Annotated in this window: 30 protein-coding genes; 6 read left to right on the top strand and 24 right to left on the bottom strand. The window is 53.8% G+C overall.

Annotated elements, in window-relative coordinates:
- Positions 1–26 precede the first annotated feature (26 nt).
- The 23 genes from PYRFU_RS08260 to PYRFU_RS08155 all read right to left on the bottom strand — a co-directional run bounded on the left by PYRFU_RS08260 (position 27) and on the right by PYRFU_RS08155 (position 13,952).
- Positions 27–491 carry an uL15m family ribosomal protein gene (locus tag PYRFU_RS08260; RefSeq protein WP_048191955.1) on the bottom strand — a complete coding sequence of 155 codons (465 nt, stop codon included), beginning with the start codon at positions 489–491 and terminating at the stop codon, positions 27–29.
- A 28-nt stretch (positions 492–519) separates the two neighbouring features.
- Positions 520–1,056, bottom strand: a complete 537-nt coding sequence (locus tag PYRFU_RS08255; RefSeq protein WP_014027213.1) for a 50S ribosomal protein L30 — start codon at positions 1,054–1,056, stop codon at positions 520–522.
- Positions 1,057–1,069: 13 nt separating this feature from the next.
- Complete coding sequence (locus tag PYRFU_RS08250; protein ID WP_014027212.1) at positions 1,070–1,711, bottom strand: 30S ribosomal protein S5; 642 nt, start codon at positions 1,709–1,711, stop codon at positions 1,070–1,072.
- A complete protein-coding gene (locus tag PYRFU_RS08245) occupies positions 1,692–2,342 on the bottom strand; it encodes a 50S ribosomal protein L18 (protein WP_048191953.1) in 651 nt (216 codons plus the stop codon). Before PYRFU_RS08245 ends, PYRFU_RS08250 begins: the two co-directional genes overlap by 20 nt.
- Before the next feature lie 268 nt (positions 2,343–2,610).
- On the bottom strand, positions 2,611–3,075 hold the full coding sequence (locus PYRFU_RS08240; protein WP_014027210.1) for a 50S ribosomal protein L19e: 465 nt from the start codon (positions 3,073–3,075) through the stop codon (positions 2,611–2,613).
- A gap of 13 nt (positions 3,076–3,088) precedes the next feature.
- A complete protein-coding gene (locus PYRFU_RS08235) occupies positions 3,089–3,505 on the bottom strand; it encodes a 50S ribosomal protein L32e (RefSeq protein ID WP_048192746.1) in 417 nt (138 codons plus the stop codon).
- Positions 3,506–3,543: 38 nt separating this feature from the next.
- Positions 3,544–4,110, bottom strand: coding sequence for a 50S ribosomal protein L6 (locus PYRFU_RS08230; RefSeq protein WP_048191951.1), 567 nt, complete (start codon positions 4,108–4,110; stop codon positions 3,544–3,546).
- A gap of 196 nt (positions 4,111–4,306) precedes the next feature.
- Entirely contained in the window at positions 4,307–5,278 is a 972-nt protein-coding gene (locus PYRFU_RS08225; protein WP_014027207.1) for a 2-hydroxyacid dehydrogenase, read from the bottom strand.
- 205 nt (positions 5,279–5,483) lie between these two features.
- The gene (locus tag PYRFU_RS08220) at positions 5,484–5,885 is read right to left on the bottom strand and encodes a 30S ribosomal protein S8 (protein WP_014027206.1); all 402 of its coding nucleotides are present in this window, start codon (positions 5,883–5,885) and stop codon (positions 5,484–5,486) included.
- Between the two features lie 13 nt (positions 5,886–5,898).
- Positions 5,899–6,063 (bottom strand): 30S ribosomal protein S14, encoded by a 165-nt coding sequence (locus tag PYRFU_RS10260; RefSeq protein WP_014027205.1) that lies wholly within the window; start codon positions 6,061–6,063, stop codon positions 5,899–5,901.
- A 48-nt stretch (positions 6,064–6,111) separates the two neighbouring features.
- The gene (locus PYRFU_RS08215; protein WP_014027204.1) at positions 6,112–6,681 is read right to left on the bottom strand and encodes a 50S ribosomal protein L5; all 570 of its coding nucleotides are present in this window, start codon (positions 6,679–6,681) and stop codon (positions 6,112–6,114) included.
- Positions 6,678–7,445, bottom strand: a complete 768-nt coding sequence (locus PYRFU_RS08210) for a 30S ribosomal protein S4e (RefSeq protein ID WP_014027203.1) — start codon at positions 7,443–7,445, stop codon at positions 6,678–6,680. The genes PYRFU_RS08215 and PYRFU_RS08210 overlap by 4 nt, the downstream gene beginning before the upstream one ends.
- Positions 7,438–7,869 (bottom strand): 50S ribosomal protein L24, encoded by a 432-nt coding sequence (gene rplX, locus PYRFU_RS08205; RefSeq protein WP_014027202.1) that lies wholly within the window; start codon positions 7,867–7,869, stop codon positions 7,438–7,440. The genes PYRFU_RS08210 and rplX overlap by 8 nt, the downstream gene beginning before the upstream one ends.
- A 114-nt stretch (positions 7,870–7,983) precedes the next feature.
- Complete coding sequence (locus PYRFU_RS08200) at positions 7,984–8,397, bottom strand: 50S ribosomal protein L14 (protein WP_014027201.1); 414 nt, start codon at positions 8,395–8,397, stop codon at positions 7,984–7,986.
- A gap of 34 nt (positions 8,398–8,431) precedes the next feature.
- Positions 8,432–8,785, bottom strand: coding sequence for a 30S ribosomal protein S17 (locus tag PYRFU_RS08195; protein WP_014027200.1), 354 nt, complete (start codon positions 8,783–8,785; stop codon positions 8,432–8,434).
- Complete coding sequence (locus PYRFU_RS10255; protein ID WP_014027199.1) at positions 8,727–9,080, bottom strand: ribonuclease P protein component 1; 354 nt, start codon at positions 9,078–9,080, stop codon at positions 8,727–8,729. The genes PYRFU_RS08195 and PYRFU_RS10255 overlap by 59 nt, the downstream gene beginning before the upstream one ends.
- Before the next feature lie 13 nt (positions 9,081–9,093).
- On the bottom strand, positions 9,094–9,330 hold the full coding sequence (gene rpmC, locus PYRFU_RS08185; RefSeq protein ID WP_014027198.1) for a 50S ribosomal protein L29: 237 nt from the start codon (positions 9,328–9,330) through the stop codon (positions 9,094–9,096).
- Entirely contained in the window at positions 9,330–10,058 is a 729-nt protein-coding gene (locus PYRFU_RS08180; protein WP_014027197.1) for a 30S ribosomal protein S3, read from the bottom strand. The genes rpmC and PYRFU_RS08180 overlap by 1 nt, the downstream gene beginning before the upstream one ends.
- A gap of 2 nt (positions 10,059–10,060) precedes the next feature.
- Positions 10,061–10,531: a 50S ribosomal protein L22 gene (locus PYRFU_RS08175; protein ID WP_014027196.1), complete on the bottom strand. Its 471-nt coding sequence runs from the start codon at positions 10,529–10,531 to the stop codon at positions 10,061–10,063.
- A 354-nt stretch (positions 10,532–10,885) separates the two neighbouring features.
- Entirely contained in the window at positions 10,886–11,149 is a 264-nt protein-coding gene (locus PYRFU_RS08170) for a 50S ribosomal protein L23 (RefSeq protein ID WP_014027195.1), read from the bottom strand.
- Positions 11,146–11,964 carry a 50S ribosomal protein L4 gene (rpl4p, locus tag PYRFU_RS08165; RefSeq protein WP_014027194.1) on the bottom strand — a complete coding sequence of 273 codons (819 nt, stop codon included), beginning with the start codon at positions 11,962–11,964 and terminating at the stop codon, positions 11,146–11,148. Before rpl4p ends, PYRFU_RS08170 begins: the two co-directional genes overlap by 4 nt.
- Positions 11,965–11,976: 12 nt before the next feature.
- Complete coding sequence (locus PYRFU_RS08160) at positions 11,977–13,017, bottom strand: 50S ribosomal protein L3 (protein ID WP_014027193.1); 1,041 nt, start codon at positions 13,015–13,017, stop codon at positions 11,977–11,979.
- A 74-nt stretch (positions 13,018–13,091) separates the two neighbouring features.
- Positions 13,092–13,952 carry a putative RNA uridine N3 methyltransferase gene (locus PYRFU_RS08155; RefSeq protein WP_014027192.1) on the bottom strand — a complete coding sequence of 287 codons (861 nt, stop codon included), beginning with the start codon at positions 13,950–13,952 and terminating at the stop codon, positions 13,092–13,094.
- A gap of 268 nt (positions 13,953–14,220) precedes the next feature.
- Between PYRFU_RS08155 and PYRFU_RS10695 the strand changes: the two genes are divergently transcribed.
- The 4 genes from PYRFU_RS10695 to ileS all read left to right on the top strand — a co-directional run bounded on the left by PYRFU_RS10695 (position 14,221) and on the right by ileS (position 18,462).
- Positions 14,221–14,355: a hypothetical protein gene (locus tag PYRFU_RS10695; RefSeq protein ID WP_280097276.1), complete on the top strand. Its 135-nt coding sequence runs from the start codon at positions 14,221–14,223 to the stop codon at positions 14,353–14,355.
- A 72-nt stretch (positions 14,356–14,427) separates the two neighbouring features.
- The gene (locus tag PYRFU_RS10065; RefSeq protein WP_052296971.1) at positions 14,428–14,982 is read left to right on the top strand and encodes a YkgJ family cysteine cluster protein; all 555 of its coding nucleotides are present in this window, start codon (positions 14,428–14,430) and stop codon (positions 14,980–14,982) included.
- Positions 14,957–15,220 (top strand): hypothetical protein, encoded by a 264-nt coding sequence (locus PYRFU_RS08145; protein WP_014027189.1) that lies wholly within the window; start codon positions 14,957–14,959, stop codon positions 15,218–15,220. The genes PYRFU_RS10065 and PYRFU_RS08145 overlap by 26 nt, the downstream gene beginning before the upstream one ends.
- Positions 15,221–15,276: 56 nt before the next feature.
- A complete protein-coding gene (gene ileS / locus PYRFU_RS08140; RefSeq protein WP_014027188.1) occupies positions 15,277–18,462 on the top strand; it encodes an isoleucine--tRNA ligase in 3,186 nt (1,061 codons plus the stop codon).
- 35 nt (positions 18,463–18,497) lie between these two features.
- Here the strand turns inward: ileS and PYRFU_RS08135 are convergent, their stop codons facing one another.
- Positions 18,498–18,968 carry a hypothetical protein gene (locus PYRFU_RS08135; RefSeq protein ID WP_014027187.1) on the bottom strand — a complete coding sequence of 157 codons (471 nt, stop codon included), beginning with the start codon at positions 18,966–18,968 and terminating at the stop codon, positions 18,498–18,500.
- 73 nt (positions 18,969–19,041) lie between these two features.
- On the opposite strand from PYRFU_RS08135, the gene PYRFU_RS08130 reads away from it, so the two are divergent.
- On the top strand, positions 19,042–19,971 hold the full coding sequence (locus tag PYRFU_RS08130; protein WP_014027186.1) for an AAA family ATPase: 930 nt from the start codon (positions 19,042–19,044) through the stop codon (positions 19,969–19,971).
- Positions 19,968–21,944: a VWA domain-containing protein gene (locus PYRFU_RS08125; protein WP_014027185.1), complete on the top strand. Its 1,977-nt coding sequence runs from the start codon at positions 19,968–19,970 to the stop codon at positions 21,942–21,944. The genes PYRFU_RS08130 and PYRFU_RS08125 overlap by 4 nt, the downstream gene beginning before the upstream one ends.
- The last annotated feature ends 3 nt before the right edge of the window (positions 21,945–21,947 follow it).

The following is a 21,947-nucleotide window of genomic DNA, read 5'->3' as shown; positions in this document are numbered from 1 at the left end:
ACCGCTAAAGGTAAAAAGGGTGTCCTTTAGGCGCCCTCCTCCCCCTCGCCTAGGATAACCACCTCACCGCCGGCTGCCTTGATCTTCTCTATGGCCTTTTCAGTCGCGCGTGGCACTATAACACGGAGCGGGCGGCTCACCTTACCCTTACCGAGCAGAGTGTTGTACCCTAGCTCGGCTAGGTTTACAACGATCTTGCCATTCTCCTCCCTAGCTAGACCTTCACGGAGCAACTTGTCCACCAGCTCGTCAAGCTCGCCCACGTTTATCTCGCGAGGCTGTGCTACCAGCTCTGGTGGCCTGTTGAAACCATGCTTACCGAACCAGGTTGGCGCGTACTTGACAACCCAGGTCCACATGTGCTTGTGCATACCAGCTGCACCGAAGCCACCCCTAGCACCGCTGCCACGATGCTGGCCTATCCTACCCCAACCCATGCTCCTGGTTCTGCCACGAAGCTTCCTACTCTTCTTCCTCCTACGCACGACCATAACCATGCACCCCGCGGCTACACGCGCCTTACAACATACGCCTAATAAGCTCGTTTATAGCGTAGCCGCGGTAACCTAGCTCGCCACCAGCACCATAAGGCTTCTTTATGCTACCCTTGAAGCCGCCGCGCGGCGGGTGTAGACGGAATACAGGCTTGATTATCCACACATGCCTCTTCTTGTCATACAGCTTGTGCAACATTATCTCAGCGCGTAGTAACTTATCAGCAAGTTCCTCGATGCCGCTGAGCCCTAGCTTCTCGCGCACATACTCGTCGGTCAATGGTTTGTCGCCAGGCACGCGCCCCCTCTTCCTAAGAAGCTCTATGAGCGTCTCCCTGTCAATCTCGCCCCAGGTGACCCAGTCCTTCACCTTTTGTAGCATACCATCGATGCCTGGCAATATGGACGGGTAGAGTACCAGGTGGAACTTTCTATGGAGCCTTAGATTCTCGAGGGTCTTTCTTACATCAGGTGGTACGCCTACACGCCCCCTAATCCTGATTATCGCGTAGAGCTTAACCTGGCGCCCCGCTACCGTGCCCGTCTCAGCCTGCATCGACATGACCTACACCCCCCTACTGGACGTTCACCCAGTCTGCTGGAGTCACGAACTGATAGGTCTGCTTAAGAGCGTTGTACGTTGCTTTGACGAAGTTTATCGTCGTTCTAGTCTCACCCTTAGTGAACGTCCACACGTCACGGATGCCCGCCATCCTCAACACCACCTTTGCGGCCTCGCCAGCGACAAGCCCTGTACCCTTTGGCGCGGGCTTTAGGACAACCACGACGCTGCCGCTCTTGCCACGGACAGTGAAGGGTACACTGTGCGGCTCGCCGCACATGCACTCCCAGCTACCGCATCCACGCCTAACCGGGATGATGTTGAGCTTGGCGTTTCTAAGTGCCTTCTCAATTGCGACGCGCAGCTGCTTCGCCTTACCCTGGCCCACGCCAACAAGTCCATCCTCGTTCCCGACGACAACTACGACACGGAACCTAGAGACACGGCCAGCGTCAGTCATCTTCTGGACTATACCAACGTCTACAGTCTCGTGCTTGAGGTCCGGCACTAGCCAGTCTACTATCTCCGGCTCTAGTATCGGCAGGTTCTTCTCGAATATCTCGTAGATGCTTTTGATCTTACCCTCCTTTACCATCCTCCCTACGTACGTCCTAGGCTTCCACTCAGCCTCAAGGTCAATTTGACTCGCCGCCACCTTCTACACCACCCCCGGCCTTCACCGCCGCCAACACATCCTTATAATCCTCTAGGATGCGCGTCTTAACCTCCTCAAAGTGTTTAGGTAGGTCCTTCGGGTTTAGACCAGCCTTTAGGTACATGCTAAACCTCCTCTCGAAGAGCTCAGGATTACTCGTCTCGAGCATCTCAGCATACTTCGCTATGTGCTCACCTCGTATCCTTTCCTCGCTAGGAGCCACCTCCGGGCTCATCGGCACTTCCAGGCCAACATCGTTAGCCGCCTTTATCGCTGCAAACACCTTCGCACCACGCGTGGGCCTGTGCAGACCAATATCGGGTGCAGCATAGCGAATCCCAGCCTTCAATGCACGTAGTGCAGCTAGGAGACCAGTGAGATAGGCAGCTGGCACGTTCTTAGTGCCACCCTTCCAACCATACTTCTTGACAAGCTCACGGCTATGGGCTGCAGCAACAGTGATGTCGCCCTCGGGCTTAGCCTTGACAACCATTACCCAGATGTACTTGTTAGTCTTGCGCACCACAAACCTCGGGTGACCAGAGAGTATCATCACATACCTCTTGTAATAGTTAGTCTTACCTTCGCGCCTCCTGCGCCTCGGCACCTTGTAGCGTGGACCCCTCGCCAATGAACTACCCCGTAGCCGCGGCTCACAAAAGCCCCTATAAAGGCGAGCGGCCCCGTACTCGTTACTAACACCGCCACCCACACCACCGCCCCTTAACTACATCATCGTTAACCGGCGGGCTCGAGCCGATTCTCTGCACCAGTGCAAACAATTCTACAAGAGGCGATGAGCGATACACATCACATATCACAAAACATGTAGATGCGGATTACGACGGCAAAACAAAACGAGTAAAAGTGGCGAAAACACCACGATATGCTAGCCGTGCTTACGGTGGGTTCTGGACTATGCCCTGCTCCTTTAAGTAGGTCTTGAGGTGGTTCAAGCTGTGGAATGCACCACCCTTAGCCAACATGTATAGTCTGCGATATGTTCTCCTATCGATAATGCCGTGGTCGCGTAGCCAGCGTAGGTAGCGGCGTATCTTGCGTATCCTGTTCATCCACTCCTCCTTCGGGTCGCGCCTAGCGCTAGCATCGCCTTTCCTTCTGCCCGGGCCACGCCTCCTACCCTTCTTCCTTTGCTCGTGGCGCTTCCTCCACCTCTCACGGCTGTTGCCCTTCACAGGCTTGACCTGAATGACACCCTCTTTGATCAGCCGCTTGACGTCTTCCCTAGTTATAGCCTCGGCTACCCTGTCAACCTGCTTAGGGTCGATCCAGATTCTCGACACACCTACGCCTAGAATCTCTGCTGCTAGCCTCTTCTGTAGGGTAAGGTCAGGGGTGGGCATCTCATCCATCACCTCACGCGTTTGCTACCCGGAAGCCCCGTTTACGCGCCTCCTCCACAATCTGGAGCTTTTTCCTTAGCCCCACCGTGTGCGCCACGTATATGATGTGGCGGCTTGGGTCGAGAGAGTCAAGCTCCTTGACGTTATGGACTATGGCGGGCTCTAGGCCAGTCGGGTGTAGTCCGCGCACAGCGGCAGGACTGCCATAACCGACTTCCACTATCGGCGGGTAGCCCTTTAGCCTCAGCCTCATCTTGTTGTCAATACCCTTAGGCTTCCTCCAGGCCCACTGGTGGTAGAACTTCCAGAACTTCCACCACTGGTGCCTTAGGAATAGCGGCTTCTTCGACTTGAGCCTCTTGCGTAGCTCAACCATCCTCGCTAGTGGGCCACTCCTCTTGGCGCGTAGTATCTCTTCACGCTTACGCATCAACTCTTCTATCTGCTTGCGTAGCTCCGCCTCACTCATTACTCAGCCACCCCCCTCTCGTAGATGTAAATCCCGTCCATGAACACGCGGCGGTCGAACCCTTTAACCTTAGTAGCCTGCTCAATGTTTGCTGCCGTCTGCCCAACCTCCTCAATATCGATACCCTCTATGATCACATCTTCGCCTTGGACGCGCACCTTAACGTTACCATGTATCTTAGCTACGCGTGGCGCTTTCTCACCAAGGAAGTTCTCAATGTAAATAACCTTGTTCTTCTCGTCAACCTTTACAGTCACAGGGAAGTGGCTGAACACTATCTTCATCTTGTACCTGAAGCCCTTGGTCACACCCGTTATCATGTTCTCTATGTGAGACGCTATCGTACCGACAAGCGCCTTCTTCCTGCGGTTGGCAAAGAACGCCTCTATACGCACTTTCTTCTTGCCATCCTCCTCTACAACACTTATGATTATACCCTTGGCGTGGCTAAAGTCGCGTGTCAGCTCGCCCTTTGGTCCCTTGACGGTCACCTTCTTACCCTCAATTTTTACCTCGACACCCTCCGGGATAGGCACTTCTTCGGCAACGTACACTGCCTTGGCCACTATAGTGCACCCCAAGCCACCGCATCCACACACCTCTTAAATAACCGGCGCGCTGTGACTAGGAGCCATGGCAAGACTCCAAGCCACACCGGATGGCTTCAACTCTAGTGGACTACGGCATTTAGAAGACGTAGAAAAACACTATCGTCAGGTACCCAGAAACGAGCCAGGCGCCATGCACTACACTATTCGCGCGCTATGCGACTCTGTTTTGGGGTCTTCCCTCGATGAACGCCTTTATGTTCTCGAAAGTGACACGCGTTCTTCTTTCAAGAGCCTCCTTGGTATAGAAGCCTATGTGCGGCGTGAGTATCACATTCTCAAGTTTGCGTAGCTCGTGGTCTGGGGGTAGAGGCTCAACACTATATACATCTAGGCACGCTGTGACATCCTTTCGTTCCTTCAGGAACCTTACCAGATCATCCTCTTTGATAACCGCTCCCCGCGCCACATTGACAAGAATGGCTCCCGGCTTGAGAAGCCTAAGGTGCTCATAGCGTATCATGTGTCGCGTCTCACTAGTCAGTGGGACGTGTACTGTCACTATATCCGACTTGCGCATTAGCTCATCAAGGGACACAAACCTGGCTCCTACCTCTTCAGCTTTCTTTTTCTTCTCCTCCTTCCAGGGACTACGGTCATAAACGAGAATGTCCATACCGAAGGCCTTTGCTAGTTCCGCAACTCTTCTTCCAATAGCACCGAAACCTACTATTCCGATTGTTTTTCCTCGGAGCTCAGTCCCAAGCAGTTCTGGGGTCCTCCATCCACCAGTACGCATTACACGATCAGCCTGGATTACACGCCTAGCTGCCACGATCACGAGACCAAAGACGAGTTCGGCTACGGAATCCGTTGCATAGCCGGGAACATTAGACACTACTATACCGCGCTCTTTTGCAGCCTCAATATCAACGTGGTCGTAGCCCGTAAAGCTAACAGCGATCATTTTAAGCTTCTCGGATTTCCTGATAACCTCGCCACTGATGGGATACGAGACTGTAACAACGATATCGGCGTCTTTTATCCTTTTGAAGAGCTCCCCTTGATCCGCTGGTGGAGCGTCGTATAGCACTAGCTTTGCGTATCGCCCAAGGGTTTCTTCGAATATCTTACGTACCTTACTCTCCTCGAGACCTAGAGGTTCGACAGCAACGACCAGGTACAAGCCAGAAAACCTCCCTGAAGAGAATCAGAACGTTACACGCAATATACAAGTCGCCGCCAGACCATAAGATCGTAATCCACGTTTCGCGAGATAGTGCCTACAAGTATGTAACATGCAAGAAGCGGGCTAGCACGCTTAGAGACGAGCCTCAAACCGAGATTGTATTCGAGGCGACAAACAGAACTGAAAGAAACACGTCTCGGGTTTAGTAGACATAGGCTAGCAGGACGCCACCTAGCCTTTGCTGTAGAGCCTCGCGGTGGCTCATCACTCCCTTAGGTGTCGAGATGATTAGTATTCCTACGTCCTTGCTTGGTAGGTACTTGCGTAGCCAGTCGGGCATACGCTCTAGATCCCTATACTTGACTGGGAAGCGCGGCTTGATGACACCACACTTGTTAATTCTGCCTAGTAGGCGTACGCGTATCTTACCCCAACGCCCATCGTCTATGTACTCGAACTCGCCGATGTAACCCTCTCTCTGCATCACACGTAGCACGTTCATGATTAGCTTTGAAGCTGGCCAGATGAGCGCCTCTGGCTTAGCCCTCATCTCGTTGTTGTATATCGTTGCGAGTGCGTTAGCTAGTGGGTCTAGCATGACCATCGCGTCTCACCCCCTAGCTATACTTCCTAAAGCCTAATGAGACTGCAAGCTCGCGGAAACATTGACGACAAAGGTAGATGCCATACTTTCTGATAATAGCGTCGTGGCTACCACACCTCTGACACTTGATTGCACCACGCCCATACTTACGGACACGAGGCGGCCTGTACTTCCCCATTAGCTCCTCCCCTCCACCAGCCTCTACACCATGGGGTTTTTACCAGCTTCACTCTATCTTCACGCCGAACATCTCGTGGAGTAGCAACATTGCTTCCTCGGGAGTTACGCGGTGACGCAGCGGTATTCTCTTCTTGCGGCATCGTCTCCGCCTCGTTATCCTATAGCCAGGCCTCTCTATGGTTATGGCGACGTCCATGCCGAAGATGCCTATCTCTGGGTCGTACCTGGTACCTGGTATCAGTATGTGCTCCTTTATGCCGAAGCTCACATTGCCAAACTGGTCGAACTGGCTAGCCTTTAGCTTGTAACCGATGGCCTCGAATGCCTTCTTGAGGAACTCTATGGCTTTTTCTCTACGGAGCGTCACCATTACTGCTATGTTCTCGCCTTTCTTAACGCCAAAGTCCTTGATGGTCTTCTTCGCTCTGCGGAATACGGGTTTCTGACCGGTTATCTCCTCGAGCACCTTAGCAGCCTTGTAGAGCCTCTCACCAGACTCACCAACGCCAATGTTGACAGTCACCTTTGCAATGAACGGCTTTATCATTGGGTTGCTCTCCCAGCGCTCCTTTATCGTCCTTATCTGTTCAGGTGTGAGCGGGAGCGGGAGGCTCATTTCCATGCACCCTCCGGTAGGGAGATGAGCGGCTCATCCCCCTTACCTATAACGAAGACGTAGTCAAGGCTGGTCTGGAATTTCTCGCCGCGCGCGTCTTCTAGCGTCACTATACTCCTCTTCCTACCCATGCCACGCTGAATCTCGACTATCTTACCTACGCGACCGACGTTGCGACCACCGAAGACTATAGCGAGGTTGCCAACTTCTAGCGGTACATAGTCGAGTATCTCCTGACCCGGTATGGTTATCTTCAACGTGCCTAGTGTCCGGTATGGCTTGGCCTCGTCAGCACGCGTCGGGTCAGAGACACGTATCAACACGTTCCTACCATCATGGCAGTGTAGCTGCACATGACCGCCCTTGACAGTAGACTTGTCCTCTATCCTGCATAGCTTGACCTTCGCCTCTTCATCACTAATCGGGTGTAGTATGAAGAACCTCGTCGGGTATGGCAGTATGCGGTACTTCTCTCCCGTGTCCACGACCTCCACTACATCCATGAAGCCTACAGGGAACTTGTAGTCCCTCCGGACCCTACCATCAACCTTGAAGTGGCCCTCAGCGATTATCTTACGCGCCTCTCTCGCCGTCTTAGCATAGCCCAGCACGTCCCTCACGAGCACTAGTAGCGGTATACAGCGGTGTAGCGGGTGTGGGCCTGGCCTGGGCTTTACAGTGAATACGCCAGCACGCTCTCTTACTGGCCAGAACTTTGGAGCAGCAAGCGTCTTCAGATGCCTACGTCCACCCATTCTAGCCACTCTTCTCCACCCCGCTCGTGCTCTGCTCCTTACCCGCCTTTATTATGGCTAGGAACTCCTCACGAGCCTTCCGCTTCCTCTCGATTATCTCCTTACGCCTTGGGTCACTAAGGTCAAGCTTCACTATCATGACGTTCGAGGGGTGTATCGGGTAGAACCTCTCCTCGCCCCTAGAGTTCTTGATGGTCGCACCCTGCACGTAGATCCTCATTCTCTTCAAATCAACCTTCATAACCTTGCCACGGTGCCCAGCAAACATACCCCTCATTATCACTACCTCGTCGCCCACACGCACCGGCAAGTTACGTATACCAAGCTCCTTGCGTAGCTCTGGACTCAGAGGAGCAGCCATCATCTTCTGCCTCTTGTGCAACGGCGCGTTAAAGTAAGCGCGCCTCTGCTTCTTTGGCTGCTTCGACTTCACCCACCGCAACCTAAACCCCGAGGAGCTGGGCCCAGCACACACCCTCTTTTAAGATAACCAGGCCGGAGGAATTGCACCACAAAACGCGAGTTGACGCTTGTAAAACACAAGAGGTTAGACTATGATGCTGGCTATATTGGCTATTCTTGGCCAGCGCTCGGCAGCCTCTCTAGCAACGGGGCCGTGTATCTCGCTACCCTTTGGCGTACCATCAGGCGAGACTATGACAACTGCGTTGTCCTCGAATGCCACCCAAGTGCCATCCGGGCGGCGGTAGGGCCTCCTCTGTCTAATGACGACAGCCTTTACGACCTGCTTCCTCATCTCTGGTGTACCTTTCTTCACAGTAACAACTACCATGTCACCCACGCCGGCCCATGGGATCCTCCTAAGCCTGCCCTTGTAACCAATGACACCGATTATCATGACCTCCTTGGCGCCGCTGTTGTCAGCCACCTTGACATAGCTGCCTACCTGCACACCTGGGTTGACGCTCCTACGCGAACCAACAGTAACAGCCTTGACCATGGTACACCCTCCCCGCCTTGGCCGACCAAACTCTTCACTTTACGTGTAGCGGCTTACGCCCAACGACCGCTAGCACAACAAAGTGTACAGTCTTTGCCAGGGGCCTGGTCTCGCCGATAACCACTATGTCGCCCTCCTTAGCGTTAATGCAGGGTGGATTATGAGCGTGTATTCTACTCGTTCTCCTCTCATACCTTCTATACTTCCTGTCATAGTAGAGATACTCACGCTCAACCACAACAGTGTTCTTCATCTTGGCTTTGACGACCACACCCTTGAGTATGAGCCCTCTCACTCTCACCCGGCCATGCCATGGACACTTCTTGTCGTTACACGTTCTCTCCGGGGGCTTCAACCCGGGTATACCAACGTCCTTCACGTAGGACATACCTGACCACCAACCCCCTACCCTTTTCGAGCCTCTTGAGCCGCTCTTCCACACGCCCTACTATAAGCTCACCCTCCGCAATAACCGACACTCGGCCAACCCTAAATTCGAAGATAGCATCACGCTTAGTTACACGAAAGACCTTGCCACTCTTATCGCGCAACACTAGCGTGCGTGCAGTCTCATCAATCACAACTCCACAACGCCCAACCATCGCTGGATCAGGATGAGATAGGACGCAAACTTCAAGCCCAACGAGCACATGGAAGAAAATGTTCCAGGGTGTACGCCTCAAAGTAAAACATCCTCTACTTCTTGGGCTGTCTCGAGATGCCTAACTCCTCCTCGCGCATAACAGTTAGTATCCTGGCGATAGTCTTTCGTATCGCCCGAATAGCGCCTGGGTTGTCAAGCGTACCCATAGCAGCCTTTAGACGCAGCCTGACAAGCTCTTCCTGCAACTCACGCAGCTTCTTGATGCGCTCCTCGGGACTCATCTTCCTTATATCATCAGTCTTTATCATGAACTTTGGTTTACGCGCCATTAGCTACCACCCTCGCCTCCTTCAGCCTGCGACTCACCCGCCTGGGTTTGAGCCTGCCCCTCCTGGGCCTGTGCCTCAGCAGCCTTCAGACCCATCTCCTCACGTATCTTCTCGACGATCTCCTTCACCTCCTCGGGCGTCTTTATCCTCACATAGTCCGCTGGTCTCACAGGCTTCACTATCTTCACCTCGATACCATAGACGCCTGGCTTTAGCAGAACGTGCATCACCGCACGATCTACCATGTACTCTACCTGGTAACCGGTACTGTAGACCTTGCCTGCACGCAGCTTCTCATATCTGGCTCTCTCGGTGCGCAGCTTACCACTGATTACTATCTCGGCGCCAATCGCACCAGCTGCAAGTATACGCCTTAGCATTACGTTGGCCACACGACGGTAGTGAGCACCCCTCTCGAGCAGCACTGCTATCCTCGAGGCTACTACACGCGCATTGAGATCCGGCTCTTCGACGCGGCGGACGCTCACCTGGGGGTTGTTGAGCCCAAAGTGTTTCTCGAATATGTATTGCAACTCGCGGATAGTCTGGCCGCCCCTCCCGATTATCATACCCGGCCTCTCAGCATAGATGTACACTCTGTGGCCGATAGGCAGCTCTATGATACGTACGCCAGCGTAACCCGCACGATAGAACCTCTTGGCTAGATACTCGTCTATCTTTGCCTCGCGGAGGGCCTTCTGAACGAAATACTTCTTTATGAGCACCATGGTTACTCCTCCTCCGCCACGATTATCTCGATGTGACTACGCCTCTTCCACTTGGGCGTTGCTCGGCCAAAAGCGCGTGGCATCCACCTCTTCAAGGTTATCCCCTTGTGAACCGCAATGTGGATTATCTTAAGCCTGCTAGTGTCCAAGCCCTTCTGCTCAGCATTGTTGACTACATTGTCCAGTAGCTTGAGGATAATCTTCGCAGCCTTCACGGGGTACCTGCCAACCGGCCACCCATACTTGTCGGCGAGGCCCCTGTGGTGAGCCTGCTTACCATGGTACCTCCTGACGGGGATGGGCTCCTCGAGCCTTATTACACGCTCGAGGAGCTTGCGCGCCTCGTCAACACGCTTACCCTTCAATACGCGAGCAAGCTCCACAACCTTCTTGTAGGATATCGGCGCGTCCCACACCATCGCCTTGGCCGTCTTTTCAGGGTCCACCTGCACGCTGTACTTCCATCTAGGCAAACCCTACCGCACCCGAGACGCGCGAACATACCAAGCCCTTATAACCTAACCCGGAATTACATAGCATCGAGTGATGCGCAAACACACCCTATTACCTACGCCTAGGGCATCAGTCTGACTCAACTTCAAAGGGCGGCCTCGCACCACCGGGAACCGGGGGATGAACGGGCTGACCTGCACCGAACGATGAGGAAGATGGTGGCAGTGGTGACCCCAAACTCTCTACTTGAAGCTCATCCACAGGAGGATAACAACCAGTCACAATGTTCCGGCTGACTAGATAATATGGAATACAAGAGCATGAGAGCATAGAAGGTACGTTACAGATGCGGATGCTTTTGGAGATAAAAGCAGTTAGAGTATGCCTAGCCTGGCGGCTATCTCGGTGGCCTTGTACTCGGGAGCCAGTTTTACGTATGCCTTCTTCTCGCCCCTTGGCGTTATCAGCGTGTTCACCTTGACTACTTTGACGCCGAATAGCTCCTCTACTGCTCTCTTTATCTCTGGTTTTGTCGCGTCACGCCTCACTATGAATGTTAGCGTGTTCTGCTGCTCGATGAGTCTTAGCGCTTTCTCAGTCTGAAGAGGCCTTATGATTATCTCGCGCGGGTCCCTCATGGCAGGTCAGCCTCGAACCTCTTCCCAAGAGCCTCTAGAGCTGACCTGGTTACAAGCATTAGCCTTCCTGGGTGGCCTCCCGGCGCTAGCAATAGCACGTTCACGTAGCTCGGTGTAGCGACGTCGACGCCCGGCAGGTTGGCAACTGCCTTTGCAAATGGCGAGGTGTGACTACTCAACACGAACAGTACGCTCTTTGGTGTGACGTAGCGACGCCCTCTCATCTTACCCTTGCCAGCTCTCTGCCTGGTCTTCTCCTGGGCACGCACTATGTCCGGCCAGAGCCCTAGCTTCTCTAGCAATGCTCTCGCCTCGCGCGTGCTGCGTATCTTCTCCTCGACCTCATCTACTACTACCACCGGCACTGCTGGCGCGCTGAACACGTGGCCTCTCTGCCTTACCATCTCGATTACGGCTGTAGCGGCTAGCGCCGAGGCCGTGGCGAGCTTCTTCTCCTTCTTGTTGATCTCCTCGTGTAGCTTCTTGAGCGGCGTGGGTGGGAAGGCTAGACGGCCACCAACAGCCGAGGGTATGAACGCTGCTCTGCCGGTGCCGGGTATCCTCGGCACCCTCGCGATACCTAGACCCACACCAAAGCTCCTAGCGCTCGTCCTCTTGCCAGCCATTGGGTCACGGCCTTTGGGCTGAAGCCTTGCTGTGAATTCAGAGTGGAACGCACGGCGTATCAGGTCCTTGCGGATTGGCAGCCCGAACACCTTTGGTAGTTTAACCTCGTCTACCTTCTCTCCGTTGACGTCGTAGATTGGCACTGTTGGCGGCTCCTTCATGAGGAGGAACATGGTCGTACCTAGCATCCCGCGCTCACCTCAGTTGCCCTGCTTGCTAGCCAGGCTGATGTATGTAATGCGCGGCGGCCCTGGTGGGGTCCATGTCGGTCTCACGGGATGTCTCAGCACTATCGGCCTCTTTGCCGGGCCGGGGACGCTACCCGCAAGCATCACGTAGGTGCTCCGGACGATACCATAGTGTAGGAAGCCGCCGGCCGGCGTGACCTCCCAGCCATTATCGCCTATCTTCAATATCCTCTTGTTATACTCGGTGCGCCTGTGGAAGCCCATCTGACCGGGCTGAGGCACCGGGCTTATAGCGCCGATGCCAGGGCTTCTGGCACCAATCCTCCTGCTACCCTTGCGGTGCTTGTGCCACTTTGGCAGCTCCTTAACACCGAACCTCTTGATGACACCCTGGAAGCCCTTGCCCTTCGTGACCGCAATTACATCCACTAGCTGACCCTCCTGGAAGACGTCACGCACTGTGAACGTCTTACCTAGGATGGAAGCCGCATACTGGAACCTCTCTTCGATACCCGATCCACCACCAATCTTAATCTCGATTAGGTCCGGCTTCTTCTTGCTAAGACCGCCGACAAGCCTGGGTTGAGTAGCCGCAATTATCCTGACATCATACACCTTCGGGAGAAGTTCCTCGATCTTCTTTAGCTGCTGCTCGGGATCGGGCACACGGAACGTCTTAGGCAATACACGGTAGATGTCAAGGTTGTACTGCTGGACTAGGTCCTCTGGGCGTGCCCACGCCTCCGTCAATGTATACAAGCCTATGTTCGGGTCGTATCCATATACTCGGACGGCAAGGACTACCATCGGGGGAGCCTCTAGGATCGTCACCGGCACGAATATCTCCTTGCCCTCGGTCGTGCTCCCGGGTCTATCGTCGATCATAAAGACGTGCGTCATTCCAGCCTTGTAGGCTAGGAAGGCTAGTGGCAGAGGCTTCTCCGACTTCACCTCTGGCCAGCTTCTAATCTTAGGTATTAACCTCGACGCTCTCTTCCTGGGCCTTAAACCAAGACTACCTCGTCGTGGCGCGTGTTTCTTTCGTGCGCCCACGGTTCACCACCGTCTCTTGAGACTCCCAGCACCCCGCCCCTCAAGGACCCTAATATAGCGTGTCTACCAGGTTACTAACCTAGGAGTATGTTGAGGAGCGATAGGGCAGCCCATACCGCCTCCTCTGTTCTGACAGTAAGCGTACCCTGATTCGGCACTACGTTAACCACAGCGTCTACGCTCTCGTCTAGCTTTATGCCCTCCCTTTCAGCGATCTCATAGAGTCCTTCACGCGGCGAGCCGAAGAGGAGCGCCACCCTCTTCTTCTCGCCAAGCTTCTTCCGGAGCTCGTCTACAACCTCGTCTATCCGCCGTCCACGCCTAGACGTTGCTATCAGGAGAGTGTCCTTCCTCGCACTGCGCAGGTAGTCGCCGAGCGAGTCAAAGGTGGCAACACGGTAGCCGGTATAGACTGGCGGGTTCTCCACATACTCTAGGATAGGCGGCGTCAACGACACTATCTTGACCAGTATGCGCTCACCTCTATTCACTTGCACACCTCTTGGTAAGTCGACTTCGACCTCCTCCTCCAAACCCGCATCAACAACTACACTACGCCCTCTCTTGCGCAACACATAAGCTTCTCGAATCTCGCCTTCCTTCGGTCCTCCCACACCATGGGTTGGTATCTGGAGTGGCGGCAGGAGACCAGCGTATCTCAACTCTGGGACCCCTGGCGGGTAGACGCGCTTGCGGAGGTAGGGCGGCGTCGCTAGATACTCCAGTAGCTTTCGGAATGTCTCTAGGTCCCTCCAGGCCTCAGCACGGTCCACATACAATACTATACGGCTCGCTCTGAACACAGCAGCTGCACGTCCAATAACTCCTGCCTTAACTGTCTTCAACTGTAGTGATGGCTCGACGCTAAGAACGCTCGCTGGCACTACTATCTCGAGCTCCTTCTCCCTAGGCGGAGGCGGCCAGTCACCAGCCATACAGCCCCACCCATGAGCTGCTCTGCTGGTAACCCGCTGTGTTATAAGCGAGGGTGCGTCTCGAGTACTGTGGGGCCGCGGGGCCCCGATGAAGAGGGGTGCAAACGCTGAGCATCTAATGACGGTGCTGACCTAGACCCGTCCAGAGGGGCTCCAAATGTCAACGTGGCCTCGGTAGAAGGGGTTTGTCTCCAACCCCTAGGCGGCGGGGCCTGGCCGCCTAGGGTCGGCACTCGGCAAACACGTCATCGGCCATTTGTTGTCCAAGTTGCCACACCCCTATAAGCTAGGGGTCCCGGCTCTTCATGTGGGTGCGGGAGAAGTGGGTGGCAGGCAACGCACAACACTCTTCATGATAAAGGAGGAGAGTGGCAAAGAGAAGGGCGGTAAAAAGAAGAAGTAGAGGTTTTCCGCGTGCGTGGCGCCTGGGGTGCGCTTTTTGCATAGCGCCGCGCGCTTTACCTGCCTACGGTGTATGTACTGCTGTTTCTTTTCGCGTGAGGAAGAGGCTCCTGTAGTCTTCTCCTGGGAGGCTAGGAGGCTAGAGGAGCTTCTAGAGGAGCATGGCGTACCCATTGAAAACGTCGAGTTGAAGCCCCTCGAGGTGTATCGCGATGACAAGGATAGATGTGTTGTGCTCCTGTACCGCTGGGTTATTAGAGGGTTCTGCCCGTTCTACGATGTTGCATCTCGCGGTTGCCGGATACATCCAGAGAAGCCCAGCGCTTGTAGGATGTACCCGTTGCTTCTCGAGGTGCCGTCCGGCCGTCTGAGCGTGAGCGGCGCGTGTAAGTGGATCGAGGAAAATATGTGGGTGACTAAGAGGGGCGACCTGCTCGGGAAGATATTTCCCAGCGAGATCGAGATAGCGAAGAAAGTATTCGCGGATTATGTTGCTGCAGTCCAACTGCTGCGTGAGGAGGGGTTCAGGAAAGTTAATGGGATTGAGGGTTGTAGGGAGATACTTGATTTTGAGGAGTTTGTAGCGTCGGCTGGGGATAGCCGTGGCGAAGAGAAAGAGGGTGGTTAGACTCTTCTTCAACACGTTCTACGAGGATCTCGCTAGGCGCATAGAGGAGGAGTTATCAAGGCGTTACGAGGGGGTCAAGTTTACACGTTCAAGGGTACTCCCAGAGTTTTACTATGTAGAGATCTCTGTCAGCAACAGCTCGGACCTGGAGCGTATCCGCGTAGAGGTAGAGGAGCTTGTCAAGAAGCTTGGTGGCGACCTTGTATTCGGCGTGAAGGCGTATACTGTCGAGACGTGAGCAGAGGCTAGCCCTTAAACCGTGGCTGTCAGCGGGAGCCTCAAGGGCACACTAGTATGCCCGTTGTTGGTAAGGTTGAGGGCAGCTACGATCCATGGCGTGTCGAGGATTGGGTTAAGAGCTTCTGGGAGAAGGAGAGGATATACTCGAAGCTGCGCGAGTGGCGCAGAGGTAGGCGCCGTTTCTTCTTCCTTGACGGGCCTCCCTATCCTAGCAGCGACATACCGCATGCCGGTACAGCGTGGAACAAGGTATTGAAGGATGCTGTGCTACGATATAGGAGGATGGCGGGGTTCGACACCTGGGATAAGCCTGGTTACGACTGCCACGGTCTACCGATAGAGGTGCAGGTAGAGAAGAGGCTTGGTATAAAGGTAAAGAGGGAGATCGAGGAGAAGATAGGGATCGAGAGGTTCGTGGAACTGTGTAAGGAGTTCGCTCTTACAAACGTGCAGGGCCTCACAAGGTGGTTTAAGGAACTCGGCGTCTTCATGGACTGGGATAACCCCTACCTCACCCTCCGGGACGATTACATTGAGGCCGAGTGGTGGCTAATTAAGAGAGCATGGGAAGAGGGCCTCCTGGAGCGCGAGCTGCGCGTTGTCTATTGGTGCCCGCGCTGCGGCACGACACTAGCCGAGTATGAAATAGAGTACCGCGAGCTTACAGACCCATCCATCTATGTCAAGTTCAAGCTCGAAGGTAGAGAAAACGAATACATAGTCATCTGGACGACAACCCCATGGACTCTGCCTGCTAACGCTTTTGTAATGATACACCCGGATGCCGAGTACGCCAGGGTAAGGGTAGGCAACGAGATACTCATCATGGCGCGCACTCGCGTAGAGAAAGTTATGGAGGAAGCCGGGATCTCAAACTATGAGATAGTCGATGTAGTAAAGGGTTCTGAGCTTGTAGGCCTAAGGTATATCCACCCGCTCGAAGATGTTATCCCGCTTCAGTCCAAGCTCAAAAAGTTCCACGAGATCGTCGCCGCTCCCGAGTTTGTGACACTCTATGAGGGTACGGGTCTCGTCCACGCCGCTCCAGGCCACGGTTTCGAAGACTTCCAGGTAGCCGTGAAGCGCGGATGGAGTGATGCCATCGTGGCACCAATAGACGATGAGGGGAGATTCACCGAGGATGCAGGTCCCCTTAAGGGGCTCCGGGCTCGCGAGGCAAACCCAACTATAATTGACATGCTTCGCGAGCGGGGAGCCCTACTCCACGCTGGCGAGATTAGTCACAGGTATCCGGTCTGCTGGAGATGCAAGTCACCCGTTCTCCTTCGCGCCACGCCCCAATGGATAATCAAGGTGACAAAACTGAAAGAGAAGCTGGTCAAGGAGGTGAAGAAGGCTAACTGGATACCATCCTGGGCTCTAGACCGTATAATGTCTATGCTAGAGAATCTACAGGATTGGGTTCTCAGCAGACAGAGGTATTGGGGTGCGCCGCTACCGGTCTGGATATGCGAGAAGTGTGGCAACACCATAGTGGTTGGCAGTCTTAAGGAGCTTGTAGAGCTTGGCGGGGAAAAGCCTCGCGAACTTCACCGTCCTTGGGTAGACCGTGTTACGCTACGCTGCCCGAAGTGTGGCGGTAACGCTCGCAGAGTACCAGACGTGATGGACGTCTGGCTTGACAGCGGTGTCGCTTTCTACGCGTCACTCGGCCACCCGGAGAGGATAGAATTCAGCCCAGTCGACTTCATAACAGAGGGTCACGACCAGACGCGTGGCTGGTTCTTCAGCTTGCTACGTGCTGGCGTTATTGGCTTCGGTAGCGTACCTTACCGCAACGTACTCGTCCACGGATTCATGCTTGACGAGAAAGGTCGCGAGATGCACAAGAGCCTTGGCAACTATGTTGACACCGCCGAGATCATAAAGAAGGCCGGCCGCGACCCATTCCGCCTATGGGTACTCCAGAACACTACTTGGGAGGATGCAAGGTTCTCGTGGAAGGCTCTCGAGCAGGCTAGGAAAGACTTGAGCATCGTGTGGAATGTGTTCGTCTTCGCATCGACCTACATGAGCCTAGATAAGTTCGACCCGACTAGACACAAACTCGATGAGCTTCTCGATAAGCTGGAAGCTGAAGATAGATGGCTACTTTCGAGGCTACAGAGGCTGATAGGGAGGGTAACCAGGGCTTTCGAAGAATATAGGATACATGAAGCTGCAAGAGCAATCCGCGAGTTCATACTAGAGGACGTCAGCAGATGGTACATTCGCCTTATAAGGAGACGCGTATGGCTAGAAGAGGAGAACATATCAAAGATCACCGCATACGCTACACTCTATCACGTGCTCCGCTCGTGGCTCGCTATGGCCTCGACCATAACACCGTTCATCACCGAGTACCTCTACCAGACTTTTGTTAAGCCCGCTGAGCCAGACGCGCCGCCAAGCGTAGCAATGCTAGAATGGCCGCAGATAGACAAGAGACTAATTGACGAGCAGCTAGAGAAGGACATGGCAATTGTGCGCGAGGTTGTTGAGGCGGCTGCATCTGCGCGTATGAAGGCTGGGCTTAAGCTTAGGCAGCCGGTACGCGAGATAATTGTGTTTACTAGTGACGAGAGAGTATCCGAAGCTGTTGAGAGGCTATCAAGGATAGTATTGGAGCAGGCTAATGCGAAGAAGGTTAGTGTTAGGAGCGCGGCTGAACTCGAAGAACTCCTAACTTATGATGTTGAGCCGGTCTATGCTAGGCTGGGTCCCAAGTATCGCAAGCTCACATCAAGGATAGTAGAGTATCTAAAGTCTAATGCAGACAAAGTAGCACGCGATATCATACGCGAAGGTGTACACAGGACCGTGATAGACGGTGTAGAAGTAACTATTGAGAGAGAGGATGTCAACATTAGAGCTAAGCCTAGAGTTGGATTTGCCATTGCAGAGACCAGCTGGGGTAGTGTAGCTGTAGACACGAGGCTCACCGAGGAGGAGATTGCTGAGGGTCTAGCGAGGGATGTTGTACGCCGCATACAGTACATGAGGAAGATGCTAAACCTGCCGGTCGACGCGTATGTGGAGGTTGTGGTTGCTGGCCCGAGCGACGCTCTCAAGCTTCTAGAGAAGCTCGAGGAGTACGTGAAGAGTGAGACGAGAGCAGCTAGGCTGCTGCTAACTAGCGACGAGCACGCAGCTAGAGAAGCCGGAGGCCTAGTGATGGAATGGGAGATTGGAGATGAGAAGTTTGTGATAAGTGTTAGGCCGGCGGGCTCGGCCGGTTGATCCTTCTTCATCGGCTTTCTTATGCTAGCCTCTGATTATCGGGCCCTCCTCACCACCCATGCTCCTTTCTCGCGTAGTCTCCGCTCTAACCGTTTCTTTAGCAACTTGTAGGCGAGGTCGTAGATCTTGATTGGTATTCTCATCTCTAGCCAGCGCCCATCGCGCATCCATAGACGTATCTTTGCATTCTCCTCTCTCTTCTCTATCTCAACACGGACTATATCGTCATAGGATATCTTGAAATCCTCTATCCGCCTCTCACCTACACTTCTACGCCTCTTCTTCAAAACACTATAGATCAACAGAGCTTCGCGGCGACTTGGGCCCGCAAATGGCTTGACACCGTCCCAGTATCCACCTAAGTATTCGAAGCGTATCCCATCATCCTCAAAGTAGACGTCGTAGTGTTCTACCTCTGCTCCTCTCCACACAGCGACACTGAATAGCACATTTGGTGGTGGAGATTGTGGCACCTCTCCACCACGCTTTCTGAAACGCTTGACCATCTCCTTTCCCCAGGCTTAGCCGTATAGGGCGCGTCTTGCATATGTCTCACGGGGTGGGGGTCGAATAGTAGCTATGAGTGTTGACGCCGATGACCCCATCGTGAGGAAAGTGTATGAGATCTATGGGCAGGTGGTTGAGACACGAAAACCGGTACGTAATCCAGACGAAATGGTACGCATACTCAGGGATGAATACCGTCTAATAGTAGACAAGAGGCTAGTGTCACTGGTATTAGCGGCGTTTATGGCGGGCAGGCCGGTGCTATTTGAGGGGCCACCCGGCACCGGCAAGACTGAGATTGGTGAGGCTATACTTACTCTCTGGGCCGGGAAGACCGCCTTCGTGTTACCCTGTAGCGAGAACTATGACGAGTACCGAGTTATCGGTGATTTCCACCCATTGATGGCCATGAAATATGGTTTCAACGAGGAGAGCTACATACCTAGGCCCCTACTAGCTGCCATAATACTGGATGCTGGCGTCCTTGTCGACGAGATTAGAAGGAGTAGCGAGGAATTCCAAAACATGCTTCTTGACATAATTGACAAGAGGCGCATAATAGTACCCGAGCTTAGGAAGGTGTTTAGAGCCAGAGGCCCAGGATTCCAAGTGATCTTCACTAGTAACCCAGAGGATATCGGGCAGGGCGAACTTAGCGATGCTTTCCTGAGAAGAGTCGTAAGGATACGCTTCGACTATCCGCCTCCCGAGCGCGAAGCAGAGATCGTACGCATAAGGCTCGATTCAAGGGCTAAACTTCCCGACGAGCTGCTTCGTTCTATGATAGCCGTTGTTAACGAGTTGAGAAAGAGAGCCTCGTATAAACCGGGTCCTGCCGATACTGTCACATGGGCTAGAGTGGCGGCGAGGCTTGCAGAACTGCGTGGAAGCGATACAGTTGACGTTAGGGACGTTATTGAGGCTGCAACGGTAACTCTATACAAGAGGGTTGAGGAAGAGGAGGTAGTGGACGAGGTTCTAAGGGAGGTCTTCGGAGTTTGAAGGAAGACCTTGTGAGTCTATGCATACGCATTGCCTATAGGCTTAGACGCGAAGGTCTACAAGTCGGAACATCTGAAATCGTAGATGCACTGCGTATAGCCGAGAACCTCGCGCTTCTCGAGGGCAAGGAGCTTGACAAGGAGATACTCCACGATGTTATCCGTGCAGTTTTCGCGCATAACGATAGGGAGGAGACCGTTGTAGAGCGGGTGTGGAGGGAGATCAACCAGAGTCAAAACTCTATAGCTCGCGTTATAGCCGCCGTGGAGGACGATCTACGTAGGCTTGGTCTAGGCTGGGGCTCGAGGATATACTCGAAGAAGAAGCTTTTGAATGGCCCTCACGCCGAGGAGCGTAGAGAGGCATACTCGCGTCTACGCCTGCTTGGCCTCATTGTACGTACACCGCGTGGCGACGTTGTACTTGATCGGGATGCCGCAATTAGACGAATACGATCACTTCTACGTCAGTATGGGTCGGCATGGGATGCTCTTGCTGCTAGTGCGGCTCGCATGATATCTAGAGGTAAACTCGAATGGTTTGCACTCTATGCTGCGCCGGTTGACGAGGAGAAGCTCGATGGTATCGAGATAGATAGGATTGCTTTAGCCGCTTTACAGGCACTACAAGAGGGTAATCGCGGCCTAGCGCGTAAACTCGCAAGTATAGTTGCTAAGAGACTCGAATCGGGCGAGACCCCAAGAGACTCTTGGAGCGCTTACAAATTGCTCCGTAATCTCGATGCGCTGACTCCACGTAGTCTGGCTAGTCTGTTGCGCAGCGAGCCCCGTCTGGCCCTAGAGTTGCTGAGAAGCCGCGAATCACGCGACATGCTGGCCGAGGCTCTTCGCCTGCTTGATGCTAACGCTCTCCGCTCCATACTCCGCAAGATCTCGCATGATCGCAGAGGTATTGGTGTTGCAGCGGGGCTCCTAGGCGAGGTGGATCTCAGCGTTTGGAGCGAAGTTAGGATATCAAGGCAGCCTAGAAGCTGGGAAGAGGCTGTTGTTGCAATTGCAGGTATGCTTGCTCGTGCCGAGCAGGGCTTCTTAGCTGCAGCCAGGGGGGATGAAGCACAACTAGACTATGCTCTCTACGAGTTAGAGAAAGTGAAACAGATAGACTATAGTGAGGCGCCAGATTGGGCTATCAGGGCCATCGAGAGGTACCGGGAGCGTGTCGAACAGCTACGCTCTGTTATTGAGGGTGTAAGCGATGCGATGATACGTCTTTATTCTATCGTAAAGCGCATGCAACCGGATGAGGCTCTTCTCTATCTCCGGGAGGTTTACAGAAGCGGCGACGATCATCTTAAGCGCACCGCCCTGAGGCTTGCCGAGATAGTATGGCGTAGGATGGAAGCACGTGCAGCTAAACATGCGAAGAGGAGCAGTGAAACCATAATCTCGCAGAGAGGCCGGGTAGATGTTAGACGGACAGTGTATAACCTGGTCGCGCTGAGAGAGAATCCTATTGTCGCCAGGAAGCGTAGAAAGAAGCCTAGTATAGCGCTCGTTCTCGATACTAGTGGCAGCATGGCCAAGTACACTCTATGGGCGCTTCTTGCGGCTTCCAGTTTCTCGGGTCTCGTGTATACCCTTACGCTCTTCTCAAGTGACGTAGAAATAGTTCAGAATGCCTGGAAGCTTTCGCGCCGCAGGATTATAGAGTTACTCTTCCGCGTATCATTCGAAGGCTATACTAACATTTCAGTAGCCCTCCGCGAAACAGCACGAGTCTACACAACACCCTCGAAGATGGTTATAGTCACTGACTTGTGCCAGACAGTTGAAGACGAGAGACCATCAGAAACCGCGGCTAGATTAGCTCGAGAGGGGTGGCACCTTCTCTTCATACTACCGCCGCGCCACTGTAGTAACGAGCGCAGGGCTGTGTCCGAGTATGCTACAGTCAGGGTTGTCGCCCGGCCAGAGGATATACCAAGGTTTCTCTCGCGTCTCTCAGGTATCTAGGGG

It is taken from the genome of Pyrolobus fumarii 1A (assembly GCF_000223395.1).
GTDB classification, from domain to species: domain Archaea; phylum Thermoproteota; class Thermoprotei_A; order Sulfolobales; family Pyrodictiaceae; genus Pyrolobus; species Pyrolobus fumarii.
Note: the sequence above shows the minus strand (reverse complement) of the source record. Positions and strands in the feature narration are given on the sequence as shown.

Excerpts from the sequence above, each read along its gene's own strand:
- PYRFU_RS08260 (WP_048191955.1), bottom strand. The coding sequence starts at position 491 with ATGGTCGTGCGTAGGAGGAAGAAGAGTAGGAAGCTTCGTGGCAGAACC.
- ileS (WP_014027188.1), top strand. The coding sequence starts at position 15,277 with ATGCCCGTTGTTGGTAAGGTTGAGGGCAGCTACGATCCATGGCGTGTC.
- rpl4p (WP_014027194.1), bottom strand. The coding sequence starts at position 11,964 with ATGCTAGGTACGACCATGTTCCTCCTCATGAAGGAGCCGCCAACAGTG.
- PYRFU_RS08135 (WP_014027187.1), bottom strand. The coding sequence starts at position 18,968 with ATGGTCAAGCGTTTCAGAAAGCGTGGTGGAGAGGTGCCACAATCTCCA.
- PYRFU_RS08130 (WP_014027186.1), top strand. The coding sequence starts at position 19,042 with ATGAGTGTTGACGCCGATGACCCCATCGTGAGGAAAGTGTATGAGATC.
- PYRFU_RS08235 (WP_048192746.1), bottom strand. The coding sequence starts at position 3,505 with ATGCGTAAGCGTGAAGAGATACTACGCGCCAAGAGGAGTGGCCCACTA.
- rpmC (WP_014027198.1), bottom strand. The coding sequence starts at position 9,330 with ATGGCGCGTAAACCAAAGTTCATGATAAAGACTGATGATATAAGGAAG.
- PYRFU_RS08180 (WP_014027197.1), bottom strand. The coding sequence starts at position 10,058 with ATGGTGCTCATAAAGAAGTATTTCGTTCAGAAGGCCCTCCGCGAGGCA.
- PYRFU_RS08170 (WP_014027195.1), bottom strand. The coding sequence starts at position 11,149 with ATGAGGGACCCGCGCGAGATAATCATAAGGCCTCTTCAGACTGAGAAA.
- PYRFU_RS08200 (WP_014027201.1), bottom strand. The coding sequence starts at position 8,397 with ATGGTCAAGGCTGTTACTGTTGGTTCGCGTAGGAGCGTCAACCCAGGT.
- PYRFU_RS08215 (WP_014027204.1), bottom strand. The coding sequence starts at position 6,681 with ATGAGCCTCCCGCTCCCGCTCACACCTGAACAGATAAGGACGATAAAG.
- PYRFU_RS08195 (WP_014027200.1), bottom strand. The coding sequence starts at position 8,785 with ATGTCCTACGTGAAGGACGTTGGTATACCCGGGTTGAAGCCCCCGGAG.
- PYRFU_RS08240 (WP_014027210.1), bottom strand. The coding sequence starts at position 3,075 with ATGCCCACCCCTGACCTTACCCTACAGAAGAGGCTAGCAGCAGAGATT.
- PYRFU_RS10065 (WP_052296971.1), top strand. The coding sequence starts at position 14,428 with ATGTACTGCTGTTTCTTTTCGCGTGAGGAAGAGGCTCCTGTAGTCTTC.
- PYRFU_RS10260 (WP_014027205.1), bottom strand. The coding sequence starts at position 6,063 with ATGGGGAAGTACAGGCCGCCTCGTGTCCGTAAGTATGGGCGTGGTGCA.
- PYRFU_RS08155 (WP_014027192.1), bottom strand. The coding sequence starts at position 13,952 with ATGGCTGGTGACTGGCCGCCTCCGCCTAGGGAGAAGGAGCTCGAGATA.
- PYRFU_RS08220 (WP_014027206.1), bottom strand. The coding sequence starts at position 5,885 with ATGGTCATGCTAGACCCACTAGCTAACGCACTCGCAACGATATACAAC.
- PYRFU_RS08255 (WP_014027213.1), bottom strand. The coding sequence starts at position 1,056 with ATGTCGATGCAGGCTGAGACGGGCACGGTAGCGGGGCGCCAGGTTAAG.